The organism is uncultured Aquimarina sp. (assembly GCF_947492405.1).
GTDB lineage: Bacteria > Bacteroidota > Bacteroidia > Flavobacteriales > Flavobacteriaceae > Aquimarina.
This window is the reverse complement of sequence record NZ_CANLMP010000004.1, coordinates 205,738-220,173: the sequence shown is the minus strand read 5'-3', so window position 1 is coordinate 220,173 and position 14,436 is coordinate 205,738. Positions and strand designations below refer to the sequence as shown.

13 protein-coding genes are annotated in these 14,436 nt (G+C 34.2%); 8 read left to right on the top strand and 5 right to left on the bottom strand.

From position 1 onward, the window contains the following. Positions 1-82: 82 nt before the first annotated feature. From Q0829_RS15645 to Q0829_RS15630, 4 genes are all read left to right on the top strand, one after another. Positions 83-241, top strand: a complete 159-nt coding sequence (locus Q0829_RS15645; RefSeq protein WP_298544793.1) for a hypothetical protein — start codon at positions 83-85, stop codon at positions 239-241. An 87-nt stretch (positions 242-328) separates the two neighbouring features. After that, positions 329-538 (top strand): hypothetical protein, encoded by a 210-nt coding sequence (locus tag Q0829_RS15640; protein WP_298544791.1) that lies wholly within the window; start codon positions 329-331, stop codon positions 536-538. Between the two features lie 355 nt (positions 539-893). Then, on the top strand, positions 894-2,201 hold the full coding sequence (gene der, locus Q0829_RS15635) for a ribosome biogenesis GTPase Der (RefSeq protein WP_298544788.1): 1,308 nt from the start codon (positions 894-896) through the stop codon (positions 2,199-2,201). A gap of 11 nt (positions 2,202-2,212) precedes the next feature. Further along, complete coding sequence (locus tag Q0829_RS15630; protein WP_298544786.1) at positions 2,213-2,821, top strand: hypothetical protein; 609 nt, start codon at positions 2,213-2,215, stop codon at positions 2,819-2,821. Positions 2,822-2,841: 20 nt separating this feature from the next. Here Q0829_RS15630 and Q0829_RS15625 read toward each other — a convergent pair whose 3' ends face one another. The 3 genes from Q0829_RS15625 to Q0829_RS15615 are packed head-to-tail and all read right to left on the bottom strand — an operon-like array spanning position 2,842 to position 5,275. Then, positions 2,842-3,171, bottom strand: coding sequence for a MerR family transcriptional regulator (locus Q0829_RS15625; RefSeq protein ID WP_027395257.1), 330 nt, complete (start codon positions 3,169-3,171; stop codon positions 2,842-2,844). Positions 3,172-3,173: 2 nt separating this feature from the next. Then, positions 3,174-4,292, bottom strand: a complete 1,119-nt coding sequence (locus tag Q0829_RS15620) for a CapA family protein (protein ID WP_298544783.1) — start codon at positions 4,290-4,292, stop codon at positions 3,174-3,176. Positions 4,293-4,297: 5 nt separating this feature from the next. After that, a complete protein-coding gene (locus Q0829_RS15615; RefSeq protein ID WP_298544780.1) occupies positions 4,298-5,275 on the bottom strand; it encodes a peptidoglycan DD-metalloendopeptidase family protein in 978 nt (325 codons plus the stop codon). Positions 5,276-5,449: 174 nt separating this feature from the next. Here Q0829_RS15615 and alaS point away from each other — a divergent pair, with 174 nt between their 5' ends. Next, a complete protein-coding gene (alaS, locus tag Q0829_RS15610) occupies positions 5,450-8,080 on the top strand; it encodes an alanine--tRNA ligase (protein ID WP_298544778.1) in 2,631 nt (876 codons plus the stop codon). Between the two features lie 56 nt (positions 8,081-8,136). Then, positions 8,137-9,084 carry a GSCFA domain-containing protein gene (locus tag Q0829_RS15605; protein WP_298544775.1) on the top strand — a complete coding sequence of 316 codons (948 nt, stop codon included), beginning with the start codon at positions 8,137-8,139 and terminating at the stop codon, positions 9,082-9,084. 42 nt (positions 9,085-9,126) lie between these two features. Here Q0829_RS15605 and Q0829_RS15600 read toward each other — a convergent pair whose 3' ends face one another. Together Q0829_RS15600 and Q0829_RS15595 are read right to left on the bottom strand one after the other, a co-directional pair. After that, positions 9,127-9,546, bottom strand: a complete 420-nt coding sequence (locus Q0829_RS15600) for a hypothetical protein (RefSeq protein WP_298544772.1) — start codon at positions 9,544-9,546, stop codon at positions 9,127-9,129. A gap of 195 nt (positions 9,547-9,741) precedes the next feature. Continuing rightward, complete coding sequence (locus Q0829_RS15595) at positions 9,742-10,545, bottom strand: S24 family peptidase (RefSeq protein WP_118460421.1); 804 nt, start codon at positions 10,543-10,545, stop codon at positions 9,742-9,744. A 291-nt stretch (positions 10,546-10,836) separates the two neighbouring features. On the opposite strand from Q0829_RS15595, the gene Q0829_RS15590 reads away from it, so the two are divergent. Both Q0829_RS15590 and Q0829_RS15585 read left to right on the top strand, forming a co-directional pair. After that, positions 10,837-10,992, top strand: a complete 156-nt coding sequence (locus tag Q0829_RS15590; protein ID WP_158596859.1) for a hypothetical protein — start codon at positions 10,837-10,839, stop codon at positions 10,990-10,992. Between the two features lie 2 nt (positions 10,993-10,994). Next, on the top strand, positions 10,995-14,420 hold the full coding sequence (locus Q0829_RS15585) for a hypothetical protein (RefSeq protein WP_298544768.1): 3,426 nt from the start codon (positions 10,995-10,997) through the stop codon (positions 14,418-14,420). The last annotated feature ends 16 nt before the right edge of the window (positions 14,421-14,436 follow it).

Below are 14,436 nucleotides of genomic sequence, written 5' to 3'. Positions count from 1 at the left end.
TCCAGATAACTCGGATGTATCATCCGAGCTTATTGTCTAGACAAGAAAAACACATAATTCATTAAAAAAGAAATTAAATATCATGAGAAAACCTAAAGCAAAACTTGCAGTAGAGAAATTATCACTAACAAAAATCTCTGTGGTCAAATTGGATAATCTTACACAAGTTATTGGAGGTGATATTCCTAGTCAGGGATTTACAAGTTGTAAAACTAACATAAACGTAGTAGAAATTTATTAAAAGGATAAAACTTGAAAACAAAATAGACATACATCCCGAGTGTCTATAAACTAATTCGGGTTTCATAAATCATTAAATAATTACGTTATGTTAAAAAACATTTTAAAATTAGAAGGAGCTACATCATTAAGTAAAGAAAAACAAAAATCAGTAAGAGGAGGAGGGTTTCTGCCTTTCACTCCTTATGACGCAGAAACTTGTAGAAACGTATGTGGTGGGCAATGGGATGGTCTATGTATGTTACCAGAAGATTCACCTTGCATTCAAGACGTTATTTACAATGAACCAGGCATATAAGGTAACACATTAGATATTTCAAAAAAGCTAGGATATCTCCTCTCCCAATACGGGATAAAATTGCAATCGTGATAAAGGAATAGAATGGGGTTTTCTATGTTTACCTTTTCATACATTGCTATAATCCAGTTATGGTAGCGATGCTGATTTAATATAGAGGAGATTAACACTTCGCTGATAACAGCCACAAACTAAAGTGCGTGGCTGTTATTTTTAAATTATGGACCAAAATTCATTTCTGAAGTATAAATACGTTTAACCCCCTCACTTTTACATTATTTGTCTGATATGTAAACTTCAATAGTTTAGGTAGAATAAAAAGACTAATTTTGCACAAATTTTAGAATTTAGGATAATGAGTAATATAGTGGCAATTGTAGGGAGACCTAATGTAGGAAAATCTACATTCTTTAATAGACTGATCCAGAGAAGAGAAGCAATCGTAGATGCGGTAAGTGGAGTTACCCGTGATCGCCACTATGGGAAAAGCGATTGGAATGGTAAAGAATTCTCACTGATAGATACTGGTGGTTATGTAGTAGGAAGTGATGATATTTTTGAAGCAGAGATTGATAAACAGGTAGAGCTTGCTATTGATGAAGCAGATGCTATTATCTTTATGGTAGATGTAGAGTCTGGTGTTACCGGAATGGATGAAGAAGTTGCTAACTTACTGCGTAAAGTCAATAAGCCGGTTTTTTTGGCTATCAATAAAGTTGATAATGGTAAAAGAGCAGAAAATGCTGTAGAGTTTTATAGTCTTGGACTAGGAGAATATTATACTATAGCAAGTATTAACGGAAGTGGTACAGGAGAACTTTTGGATGCCTTAGTAGAAGCATTACCGGAAGTAGAAGAAGTAGAAGAAACTGAACTGCCCCGTTTTGCGGTTGTAGGAAGACCTAATGCAGGAAAATCTTCATTCATTAATGCGCTGATAGGAGAAGATAGATATATCGTTACAGATATTGCGGGAACTACTCGAGATTCTATTGACACTAAATATAATCGATTTGGTTTTGAGTTTAATTTGGTTGATACAGCAGGAATAAGACGTAAAGCTAAAGTTAAAGAAGATCTGGAGTTTTACTCGGTAATGAGGTCTGTTCGAGCGATAGAACATAGTGATGTATGTTTGTTAGTAGTAGATGCCACTAGAGGGTTTGATGCGCAAGTGCAGAATATATTTTGGTTAGCAGAACGCAATCGTAAAGGGATTGTGATTCTTGTAAATAAGTGGGATTTAATCGAAAATAAGGAAAGCAATACCTTAAAAGATTTTGAAAAACATATCCGTAAACAAATTGAACCGTTTACAGATGTTCCAATCGTATTTATTTCGGTATTAACAAAGCAACGACTTTTTAAAGCGATAGAAACGGCTGTAGAAGTGTTTAAAAACCGTTCTAAAAAGATAAAAACCAGTGTGATGAACGACACTATGTTGCCTATTATAGAAAGAAACCCTCCGCCAGCATATAAAGGTAAATATGTGAAAATTAAATATTGTATGCAATTGCCTACACCGCAACCTCAATTTGCATTTTTCTGTAATCTACCGCAGTATATACGAGAACCATACAAAAGATATCTAGAGAATCAATTACGTAAAGAATTTGATTTTCATGGAGTACCAGTAGCTGTTTATTTCAGAAAGAAATAGAAATCTTTATAATGAAAAAGCCTATTCTTATAATACTCTTATTACTAATATTTGTCATTTCAGGTATTAGTTTCCTTCTTGTTAAAAGTAGTAGAGATGTTATTTCTTCATTTGGAGAAATGGATAATAAATTGAGTAAGAGTAGTGTTTTTGTTGACAGAGAAAATGATTCGTTATTAAATGCAATAAAAGACGAAAATCTTTTAATTAAAGCTAGGAAGGTAGATTCTTTAATAACCAGTTTTAAAGAATATTTAGCTTCTGTAAAGCAGGAGATGTTAGGTGTAAAAGATCCTAAAAATTATGAATTAATGGATCAGCCTAATAATATGTTTTTTGCTGAAAGTGGTTTGTCAGAAAAAGGAAAAGAGTTTATAGCAAAAACAGATCAGCTAAGGGAGAATCTTATTGTCTTGGTAGAAAGCCCGAAACTAAAAACTAAAATCACTAATACCTTAAGTACGGAAGAAGTGCGTGATAGAGATGGTAGAAGACGGAAATGGTTGGAATTCAATTTTAAAGATTTTCCAGTAATCGCTAACATCACAAGACTTACTCAGATGCAATCAGATGTTATTGCAATTGAGTCGGATATTTATAGAAACTACATTATCGAATAAGAATAATAACTTCATGAGGACTAAAGCTGCTCTTTAATCTTCAATAATTGCCCTCTAATAGATTCTAATTTTCTAATAATATCAAAGCTATCCAAAGCTTCTTGTTTTTGCTCTTTTAGATGAATTTTAGCACCTTCTAAAGTAAATCCACGTTCTTTAACCAAGTGGTATATCAACTCTAAGTTTTTGATATCTTCAGGAGTGAATTTTCTATTTCCTTTGGCATTCTTTTTTGGCTTTAGGATATCAAATTCTTTTTCCCAAAAACGAATAAGAGAAGCATTTACGTCAAATGCATCAGCTACTTCGCCGATACCATAGTACATCTTTTTTGGTAAGTCAACATACATAGTTAATTCTCGTTTTTTTGGGTAAAACTTCCATCTTCTTCAAACACCAGGTTACTTTCCGGAAAATCTTCCTCCGTCAGTTTTTTAATTTCTTTTAGCGCTCTTTTTTTATCATCCATAAAAGGATATACCTCATCAATTTGTTTAGCAGAATGAAGTTTTCCTTTGATAAAATTTCCTTCCGGATCTACTTCTATTTCTGCAATAGGAGCATATCCTTTAATTCCAGTTAGATTAAACCTGGAATAGGTGCAGAAATTACCTAAACTATAAGCGATAAACTTATTGTTATATACTTCAAAGGCTCTGGATACGTGAGGTCCATGCCCTAAAATAATATCTGCTCCGGCATCTATCAGCGTATGCGCAAATAGATAGACATTTCCACGATCTTCTCCATAAAAGCGTTCCGTTTTTCTGGTTACATGCGTGTGATCAGTTCCTTCTGCGCCTCCATGAAAAGAAACAATAACAATGTCTACTTTTTCTTTTAGTTCTTTGACAATGCCTTTTGCCTTTGTTAAGTTATGAATTTTTACGCAATCTTTGTTTGGGGCAAAGGCACAAAATCCATACGTGATTCCATTTTTTTCGAATATGGTAGATTCCTGAGCAAAAATCCCGGCATAAGCAATATTATGTTTTTCTAGAGTTTTAGCAGTATTCTTAATGCCGATTGCTCCAAAATCTCCTATATGATTATTGGCGATACTCATAACATCGAATCCAGTTTCCTCTAAGTATTTACCAAATGACTCTGGAGATCGAAATGAATAACATTTAGAAGGATCAGAACATCGTTTTGCATTTTCGCCTTGATCTGTAAGGGTTCCTTCTAGATTACCAAAAAGAATGTCTGCTTGTTTTAAAACAACATTTACATCATCAAAAGGACCTTTGTCATCTGGTGGCATGTAATGTTCCTTAGGAAAATTAGTGCCCATCATAATATCTCCTACAGCCATCAGTTTTATGCTTTTAGGAACCGAAAGCTTTTCCATTTCTAACTTAAAATCCTCAACGATTACCGTCATAGAGTCAATGGCTTCTTTTGAAAATTTCTGTGCTTGTATAGTGTAACTAAAACCAATTAGAATTACAAAAAGAAGTGCTTTACGCATAAGATTTAATCTAGGGTTTCATTTATTAATTTGGAAGCTTCTAGCATAATATTAAACTCTTCAGAAGTTAAACTTCCGTAGTAGAAGTTACGTGGATTGATACGGTCACCATCTTTAAATATTTCATAATGTAAGTGAGGAGCAACCGATCTACCAGTACTTCCTACATAACCTATGACATCACCGCGTTTTACCTTCTGTCCTTTTTTTACATTGTATTTGCTTAAATGGGCATAAAGACTCACATAGTTAAAACCGTGATCAATGCGAACATGCTTTCCATAACCTGTAGAGTTAGCATCTGCTCTAGTAACAACGCCATTACCAGAAGCATATATTGGAGTCCCAGTAGCAGCAGAAAAATCCATACCATAATGAAACTTTCTTGCTTTTGTAAAAGGGTCACTTCTCCAACCATATCCAGACGCCATGCGTTTTAAATCAGAGTTTTGTATGGGTTGAATAGCCGGTATCGTAGATAGCAATTCTTCTTTTTGCTCTGCCAGATCTTTAATTTCATCCAGAGAAATAGATTGTACTGCGATTTGTTTAGTTAATTTGTCTATTTGCCTTTGGCTTTCGATAATCATTTCGGAATTATCATAACCTTCATAGCCTTTATATCTATTAACTCCTCCAAATCCTGCTCCTCTTACTTCTGCAGGAATTGGTGGAGCACCAAAATAAAGACGATATATATTATCATCTCTTTGAGCAATTTCGTCTAGAACAGCATGATCTTTCTTCAGTTGTTTGTTCATAAGCTCATACTGAAGCTTCATGTTTTCTAATTCTCGTTTATATGCTTTTTCCTTAGGAGTCTCTAATTGAGGAATATTAAGATAGATTAGTAATAACACAAAACCAGCTAAAAAAGCACCAAGAACACCCAAAATGGCAAAACCAAATTTACGTCCTTTCTTTTGCTCAATTCTACGATAAGATAGCGTCTCGCTATCGTAGTAATATTTAACCTTTGACATAATCTAAAATATACTATTTTTGCAGGATGTTAGCCAAAAATAGGCTTGTTTATACTTTGGGGCTGGAACAAATATAATAAAATGTGACTAAGTCCGGAAAAAACTGACAAATATCGATAGCATATCTTCAGATAACTAATGATAATTAATTGATTATAAAGAAAATATAAAAAAATGAAATCCCAAGACATCAGAAACCAATTTTTAGCGTTTTTTGAATCCAAAAAACATAGTATAGTGCCTTCTGCACCTATGGTGATTAAAGATGATCCTACCTTGATGTTTGTCAATGCCGGAATGGTTCCTTTTAAAGAATTCTTTTTAGGTAATACTATTTCTAAGAACAAAAGAATAGCGGATTCTCAAAAGTGTATAAGAGTTAGCGGGAAACAAAATGATTTGGAAGAAGTAGGTTTAGATACTTATCACCATACAATGTTTGAAATGTTAGGGAATTGGAGTTTTGGAGATTATTTTAAAACAGAAGCTATTGAATGGGCTTGGGAATTGCTAACAGAGGTTTTTGGGATTGATAAAGATATTCTATATGTCTCAGTTTTTGAAGGAGCAAAAGATGAAAATCTCAAAATGGATCAGGAAGCCTACGATTTATGGAAAAATATTGTTCCAGAAGATCGTATCATTATGGGGAATAAAAAAGATAATTTCTGGGAAATGGGAGATCAAGGACCTTGTGGACCTTGTTCAGAAATTCACGTAGATTTAAGATCTGAAGAGGAAAAAGCAAAAATACCAGGTCGTGATTTGGTCAATCAGGATGATCCGTTAGTGGTAGAAATCTGGAATCTTGTTTTTATGCAGTATAATCGTAAAGCAGACGGTTCTCTGGAAAAACTACCAGCACAACATGTCGATACAGGAATGGGATTCGAGCGTTTGTGTATGGCATTGCAAGGTGTGAAATCTAACTATGATACAGATGTGTTTACACCACTAATCAGAGAAATAGAAACTATAACCAATGCTACGTATGATAAAGATAGTATACCAACAGACGAAAATGGTAAGGTAAGTGTGGCAATTCGTGTAATTGCAGATCACCTTAGAGCAGTTTCATTTTCTATAGCAGATGGTCAACTACCTAGTAATACAGGTGCTGGATATGTTATCCGAAGAATTTTAAGAAGAGCCATCAGATATGGGTTTACATTTTTGGGTACCAAAGAGCCTTTTATCTATAAACTAGTAGATACGCTCAGTAATCAAATGAGTGATGCTTTTCCAGAATTGAAATCTCAGAAAAATTTAATCACCAATGTTATAAAAGAAGAAGAAAACTCATTCCTAAGAACGCTAGACCAGGGATTAGTATTGTTAGATAATGTAATTAAGAATACGAAAGGTAAAGTGGTTTCAGGAGAAAAAGTGTTCGAATTATACGATACATTTGGTTTTCCTGAGGATCTTACAGCTTTAATTCTGTCTGAGCAAGGATATGAATATGATATAAAAGTATTTAAAGAAGAATTACAAAAACAAAAAGATCGTTCCAGAGCTGCTTCTGAGGTGAAAGCTGGAGACTGGGAGGTTTTGATTCCTAATGCCAAAGAGGAATTTATAGGATATGATCATACTTCAAGCAAGACAAAAATATCTCGATACCGCAAAGTGAACAGCAAGAAAGATGGAGAGTTGTATCAATTAGTTTTAGATAATACACCTTTTTATCCAGAGGGTGGAGGACAAGTTGGAGATAAAGGATATCTAGAAGCTTCTAATGGTGGTGTATGCTATATAATAGATACTAAAAAAGAGAATAACTTGATTATTCATTTTACAAAAAGTTTACCTAATCATATAGAAGATACTTTTACAGCAGTAGTAAGTGATAAGGCGCGTGCTACATCGGCAGCTAACCATTCTGCAACTCATTTGTTACATCAGGCATTGCGTTCAGTTTTAGGAACCCATGTAGAGCAAAAAGGGTCTATGGTACAAAGTTCGAATTTAAGATTTGATTTTTCTCATTTTGCTAAAGTATCCTCAGATGAGTTACAGCAAGTAGAAGATTTTGTGAATGCTAGAATAAGAGAAGCGTTACCACTGGAAGAAAAACGAAACATATCCTATGATCAAGCTATTGCTGAAGGAGCAATTGCTTTGTTTGGTGAGAAATATGGAGATGCTGTTCGTGCAATCCGTTTTGGAGAATCTATGGAATTATGTGGAGGGATCCACGTGCAAAACACTAGTGATATATGGCATTTTAAAATAACATCAGAAAGTGCGGTAGCGGCAGGAATCAGAAGAATTGAGGCGATTACCAGTGATGCAGCTAAGGATTATTTTACTAACCAATCCGAAGTGTTTTCTGAGGTAAAAATTATTTTGAAAAATCCAAAAGATCCTATTAAGGCGATTACAACGCTGCAAGAAGAGAATACAAGTCTTAAAAAACAGATTGAAGTACTACTCAAGGATAAAGCAAAGAATCTAAAAGGAGAACTTAAATCAGAATTTGAAGAAATAAACGGGATTCAGTTTTTAGCTAAAAAAGTGGATCTTGACCCGGCAGGAATAAAAGATTTGTCTTTTGAAATAGGAGGAGAAATAGAAAATACATTTATGCTTTTTGGAACTGAGAATAATGGTAAAGCATTATTATCTTGTTATATTTCTAAAAACCTAGTCGAGGAAAAAGGACTAAATGCTGGCCAGGTAGTTCGTGAGCTTGGAAAGTACATTCAAGGCGGTGGTGGCGGTCAACCGTTCTTTGCAACAGCTGGAGGTAAGAACCCAGCAGGAATAGAAGAAGCTTTGGAAAAAGCTAAACAATATGTATAACTAAAAAGATATCCCTTAGCACTCCTTTGTGGGAGAAGTTAAGGGGTTATAAGTCAATGATTCTACAAACCAAAATACCCTTAAAACCTCAGCAACCTAAAATAGATTACGATGCTGATTTATTATTGTTAGGATCTTGCTTTGCTGAAAATATCGGAGAAAAGTTTGAGTATTTTAAGTTCAAAACCTTGATCAACCCTTTTGGAATACTTTTTCATCCGAAAGCAATTGAAACTTTTCTTTGGATGGCTACTCAGAAAGAAAAATATACTGAAACTGATTTGTTTTATCATAATGAACAATGGCATTGTTTTGATGCACATTCTAAGTTAAGTCATCCAGATCAGAAACAGTTGTTGCAATCTCTAAATGAATCCTTGGCTCATGCGCATCAGAAGATTAAATCCGCTACCCATATCTGTATTACATTAGGTACGGCTTGGGTATATCGTTTACAGGCACTAGATATGGTGGTTGCAAATTGTCATAAAGTACCACAAAAGGAGTTTGTTAAAGAATTATTGTCTGCAGAGGAAGTGGGTCAGTGTTTGCAAAATAGTATTGGTCTGATTAGAAGTCTAAATCCAACCGTAAAGATTATATTCACCGTATCTCCAGTTAGGCATAGCAAAGATGGTTTTGTAGAAAATAATCTAAGTAAATCACACCTGATTGCTGCCGTGCATAAAGCAATAACTTCTGATAATAACTGCGGTTATTTTCCTTCTTATGAAATTATGATGGATGAACTAAGAGATTATAGATTTTATGATACGGATATGATTCATCCGAATCGGGTTGCTATTGATTATATATGGGAATATTTTAAACAAACTTGGATTTCCGAAGAAGCATTAAAAACGATGCATAGAGTTAAGGAAATCCAAAATGCAATAGCCCATAGGCCATTTAATCCAAAAAGCAAGCAACATCTTTCTTTTCTGCAAAATTTAGAACATAAAAAGCGTGAACTTCAACAAGAATACTCTTTTATCAAATTTTAGAATTTTTCTTATTTAAAATTTTTAACTTGAATGAAGACATTTTTAGTTAAAAATACTAGATATAAGTTGTAAGCTGCCCACTATTACCCCAGCTCCAAGCGAATCAATTCCAAAAGGATTGTCCCAAGATTGTTGCCTCAATGAAATTTGTACAACTGGATCAAAAAGGGATTTATGAGTAAAAGCGTTGTTTCTTATAACCAAGAATGGGCGCGCTCTCGAAATTCCAAAAGATGGATAGTCTGATACTATTACAGTTCCTAAGAGTAGCCTATGGTCATAATCATTTTTGCTAATCCCGGTTAAACGATAACTAGTAGGAGTGGTAACTGGAATAGAGTCTATGATCAATGTTTTAGTTTTCTTCTTATAACTTAAGGATGGTGTTTGTATGGATTGAGAACACAAGGAACCGATAAAAGTAAATGATATAATAAAAAATAGAAGTTTAGAATTTCTCATACTAGAAAATTAGTTGTTCAATTAGTTTGTTTATAGCATCAAAAAACATTCCATAAATATATATATTATAATGTTTACCTATTGGTATTTAGTAACACTAAAGGTTAGGATAGATACATAAGTACAAAAGCTTTATTGTGAGGTTTTTTTACGTGAGATCGGGTAATAACTATATTGGTTATGCCCGATCTTTATCTAATTATTTCTTCTCAGTTCTTCTTCTAGTATAACGATTTTGGTTTCTAAATCATGCAAACGATCATATACATCAACTGGTTCCGGCATTTGTTTAGAAGCAAACATTGTAACATACCAAGCTTCCATGATTTCTTCTGAATTGATGGTATAGGTTGGGTAATTACCATCTTTGTTGTCGGATTTAAGAATGAGCTTTCCTCGTTCCTCGATTCTATTAATAATTCTTTTTAATACGATACCATCATTTTTACTTACAATAACATAGATGCGTCCATCCTTAATATCATTCAAATCCTCTACATATTTGCCAAAAACCAAATCTCCATCAAAAAAAGTACGCACCATAGAATTCCCTTGTACTTCAAAACATCTAAAGGTACCATTAGTTAGATGTGGCATATTAAAAGAAGGTAAGGTTTCTATAAATTCGGTATCTCCATATCCATCCAGATATCCGGCTCTTGCTTTGATGGGAACATATACTACATTTTCATCGCCTTCTTGATTTACAGCAACTACTTGTGGGATTCCACCATATGTTTGAGTTTCTTGGTGTTTTTGTTTCAATAATTCCTTGCTTTTTCCAAAAAGGTACTCTGGATCAATATCGAATTCATCGATAATACGTTCCAGTAAATCATATCCGGGTTTAGTTCGTTTTCTAGAACCATCAGATTGTAGTCTTCCCGTAGTAATGCTATCTATTGTTGTGCTTGTTACTCCTATTCGTTTAGCAAAAGAATGATTGTTTAAGCCAAAAAAATCTATTATTTCCCTAATTTTTTCATCTATCGCTACCATTTTTTAATTTTTTTAGTTAAAAACATATGATGAAAATAAATTTAAACATTTTACAGAATATTTCTGTATTTTGTTGTTATTTTCTGTAAAATGTTGTATATTTGTACTGTAATTAGTTGCTAAAGTACGAAAAAGAATTCATAATCAAACATTTGTGTTATTTCTATTGCAACATTTTCAGGTGAACTAGTATAAGACGTCGTGCTAAAATCACTTTAGACGGTTAACTATTCAAACAAAAGTTTGAATAGGGTGGTATTTCTGTGTCTAATTTAAAATTAAAAAGGACCTATGCAACGAAGTAGACTGTTATTAGAAAAGCGTAAACAGTTTGTTCAGAATTATGTCGAAAACAATTCAGAAAAACAAATGAAAGTCATTGTCGAAGAGTTGATAGATCAGCTCTTCATTTCAGAAAAAACAATTTATAACATTTTAAAAGACTAAACATGAGTCAAAACATTAAGAACACATTATACAGATTTGTAACCATGCGTTCTCCAGAATTAATCGGGGATCAAGAAAAAGCAAATGGATTTATTAGTTACCCATCCGTTTCTAATGATAGCGTAATTATCTCAGCGGCTAGATCTTCAGATTCTATTGAGATGGCTACTAGTGCTCTTGCTGAAGCGGTAACAACGTATGTTCCGAAATACACTTCTATTGATGATCTTAAGAATGATGTACCAGATTTAGCAGACTTTGCTAGGTGGTTAATTGCAAATAGAACAAAGTTAACAGTTGCAGAAACTGATGCTAAAATAGCAGATGTGGATGGAGAAGTGCTTACGAATGGACAGTTATTACAGATATGGGATGATTTACATAGCAGTATTTTAACAGAAGGATCTCCTTATTTAAGAGATTTGTTGTTGTCATTAATTGTAGCGGACTATTTTGTAAAAAAGTCTGTTAGATTAGAAAAAACAGATGAAGCTTATAGAAAATTAGCTCAAACCAGAGTTGTTATTGATAAATCTTTATTCGATCAAGGTTCGAGTCCGATAGACCCTAGACCTGATCAGCCTGTAATGGCAAAAGATTTTCAGAAAGAAATGAATATTGCAATAGCTACGGAGAAAAATGATGAGCTAAATGCTATTCTTGCAGAGGTGGAGCGTGCAGAAATCCTCTATATTAAAGAAAATCAAAAAGCACAGGAATCTTATCAAAAAAAATATGATGGCCAGATACAGAAAGCTTATGCTGATGCTACTATTGTTGATAAAGTGATAGAAGATTCTAATACAGGTAATAATATAGCTATTCAAAAATATGAGAATTTAAAACTTCCAGAATATGATTTTATTCCAACAAATGAGTTAGAAGACCCTAAGGTTCTTAGTTTGTTAGGTGATAACACAAAGTCTTATGTAAATTCTTTAAGTACGAATTTCCTAATAGATTCTCTGGCAGAAGTAAAGGAAATGGTCTCTGAAAAAATCAAGGAGAACAATGAGCTTATCTCTGAGAATACTGAATTAGGAACAAAGCAAATAAACGTGTTGGGAGCAACGTTTCCGGTATTGGGAGTTTCTGATGGAAGTGCGTTTACGTATAGTTGCTGTACTTTGGGACAGATTGAATCTAATCGATATTCGATTATAATGACCATAAAAGTTCCAGATTCGAGTCTTGATGTAGCAAGTACTTTGTATCACGTAAACTTTGCAGACGGCACGAATAATACCAATGGAGCTTTTACGCAAAGGAAATTTAACAATAGTATATCTCTTATTTTATCAAAAGGGATCATAATTAATAAACCAATTGCACGATTTAAGGGTGATATTACATTCTCTAATGGAGCTAAGTACAAATTCAATATTCCTGGGTTTAGTACCAATGGATGTTCTACTGGAGCATTGACATTAGTTTCTGGAGGTAATCCAGGAAGTTCTGACGATGAAGCGCCTACTGGTTTTGGAATTCAACGTTTAGGAATAGCAGATTATCGTAAAGTAGAGCAGGAAGTGTGTTGTTATGTTCCAGGAGAAGTCTCTCATATCGAGAATATTATGGCGCGTGAGTATAAAGAAAAATCTACCAGAAGATTGCGTAGACAAGAAGATACTTTGACTACATCCACGGAGCAAGAAACGGAAACCTTAACGGAAACAACCTCTACTGGGCGTTTTGAGATGAATCAAGAGGTAGCAAGTATAATTGCTAAAGACCAATCCTTTGCTGCAGCGGCTGGAGTGTCGTATTCTAATGCCGGATTTAGTGCCAACGCCAATGTGAGTTATGCTAATAATACTAGTAAAGAAGAATCAAATCTTCAAGCAGTAAGCCAAGCAAAAGAATTAACAGAAAGAGCATTAGATCGCGTAGTGCAAAAAGTACGAGAAGAACGTGTGACAAAGGTAATCGAAGAATATGAAGAAAATAGTTCACATGGATTTGATAATCGTAAAGGAGACAAGCATATCTCAGGGGTATATCGTTGGGTAGATAAAATTTATAACAATAGCATACTAAACTACGGTAAGAGATTAATGTATGAATTTATGATTCCTGAGCCTGCTGCTTTTCATGATGAGGTAGTGAGATTAAAAGGAGATATTGATGCAGAAGTGTTAATAAAACCAGTAGATCCAAGAGTGTCGAGTTCGTTTAATCTTTCTAATCCAACAAAGGTAAATGATAGTACAGTATCACATTGGGCTGGAATTTATAATGCAGAGGTAGATAGCATTTCTAGAAGAATAAAAGTTTCTGAATCTTTTAGCGTAAACGGGAATACTTATATGAGTGCCCATAATTATCCAGGTGCGAGCAACTTTAATATGAGAATTCCAGACGGGTATAAAGCTACTTATGCTAATATGGATGCAGGATTTGTTTTTGTTCCAAAAGGTATAGAATATACATATGCTACGGTTTCAGTTGGAGATTACCATTTCTCAAAAGGAGGAGCAAGCTGGGATGAAAAACGAAGTTTTTCTCTTGGAGGTATTGAAAAGGAATTGGCAGTTTCTGTCTCTGGTGCAGATGTTGGGGGAGTTCGTATTAATGTAGTAGCACATTGCGATTTAACTGATAAGGCGCTTAAAGAATGGCAGCAACAATCTTTTAATACAATTATTGAAGCTTATGAGACCAAATTGGCTGAATATGAAGAAAAAATTGCTGAGCAAAGAAAATTACAAGATGAAACTTTTAAAACCAATCCAGGGTTCTATCGTCAAATAGAGAAAACGGTACTTCGTAAAAACTGTATTACGTATTTGCTAGGTAATGAAAATATTGGCAAAGACATGATTTTGGAAAGAAATAAACTAGGAGAAATCAGACCGGATCATACAAACGATAGATTAGATTCATATGCAGCAAAAGTTAAGTTTTTTGAACAAGCTTTTGAATGGGATATTATGAGTTACCAGTTTTATCCGTTTTACTGGGCTTCAAAATCTAAATGGAGTAGTAAATATATTGTAGAGAATAATGACCCGTTATTTAAAGCTTTCTTGCAAAGTGGGATGGCCAGAGTAATCATCACAGTACGTCCCGGGTTCGAAGAAATGGTAAACTGGTATTTGGCTACAGGTCAGATCTGGAACGGTGGTCAAGTGCCAACGATTGATGATGAAGAATTCGTTTCTATTGTAGAAGAACTTCAGAACCCAGAAAGTGTAGTAGAAGAAACTTGGGAGACTCGTGTTCCTACTTCTCTAACAGTTATTCAGGCAGGATCAATTGGTCTTAATGTAGAAGGATTGCCTTGTGATTCTGATTGTGCAGACTGGTCTCAGTTTGATTCGGATCTTAATCCAATCCAGCAAACTGATGAATTGATTGGCGGCAGTGATGAGTCTACCGATAAAGTTGGTATTGGATCCGACACCGTCGGAGATACAGCAGTATCATAATTTCATTTAAATATAA

Bases quoted from the DNA above. Each gene is read 5' to 3' on its own strand.
- Q0829_RS15595 (WP_118460421.1), bottom strand. From the start codon at position 10,545: ATGGTAGCGATAGATGAAAAAATTAGGGAAATAATAGATTTTTTTGGC.
- Q0829_RS15640 (WP_298544791.1), top strand. From the start codon at position 329: ATGTTAAAAAACATTTTAAAATTAGAAGGAGCTACATCATTAAGTAAA.
- Q0829_RS15625 (WP_027395257.1), bottom strand. From the start codon at position 3,171: ATGTATGTTGACTTACCAAAAAAGATGTACTATGGTATCGGCGAAGTA.
- Q0829_RS15605 (WP_298544775.1), top strand. From the start codon at position 8,137: ATGATTCTACAAACCAAAATACCCTTAAAACCTCAGCAACCTAAAATA.
- Q0829_RS15620 (WP_298544783.1), bottom strand. From the start codon at position 4,292: ATGCGTAAAGCACTTCTTTTTGTAATTCTAATTGGTTTTAGTTACACT.
- Q0829_RS15630 (WP_298544786.1), top strand. From the start codon at position 2,213: ATGAAAAAGCCTATTCTTATAATACTCTTATTACTAATATTTGTCATT.
- Q0829_RS15600 (WP_298544772.1), bottom strand. From the start codon at position 9,546: ATGAGAAATTCTAAACTTCTATTTTTTATTATATCATTTACTTTTATC.
- der (WP_298544788.1), top strand. From the start codon at position 894: ATGAGTAATATAGTGGCAATTGTAGGGAGACCTAATGTAGGAAAATCT.
- alaS (WP_298544778.1), top strand. From the start codon at position 5,450: ATGAAATCCCAAGACATCAGAAACCAATTTTTAGCGTTTTTTGAATCC.
- Q0829_RS15615 (WP_298544780.1), bottom strand. From the start codon at position 5,275: ATGTCAAAGGTTAAATATTACTACGATAGCGAGACGCTATCTTATCGT.
- Q0829_RS15645 (WP_298544793.1), top strand. From the start codon at position 83: ATGAGAAAACCTAAAGCAAAACTTGCAGTAGAGAAATTATCACTAACA.
- Q0829_RS15585 (WP_298544768.1), top strand. From the start codon at position 10,995: ATGAGTCAAAACATTAAGAACACATTATACAGATTTGTAACCATGCGT.
- Q0829_RS15590 (WP_158596859.1), top strand. From the start codon at position 10,837: ATGCAACGAAGTAGACTGTTATTAGAAAAGCGTAAACAGTTTGTTCAG.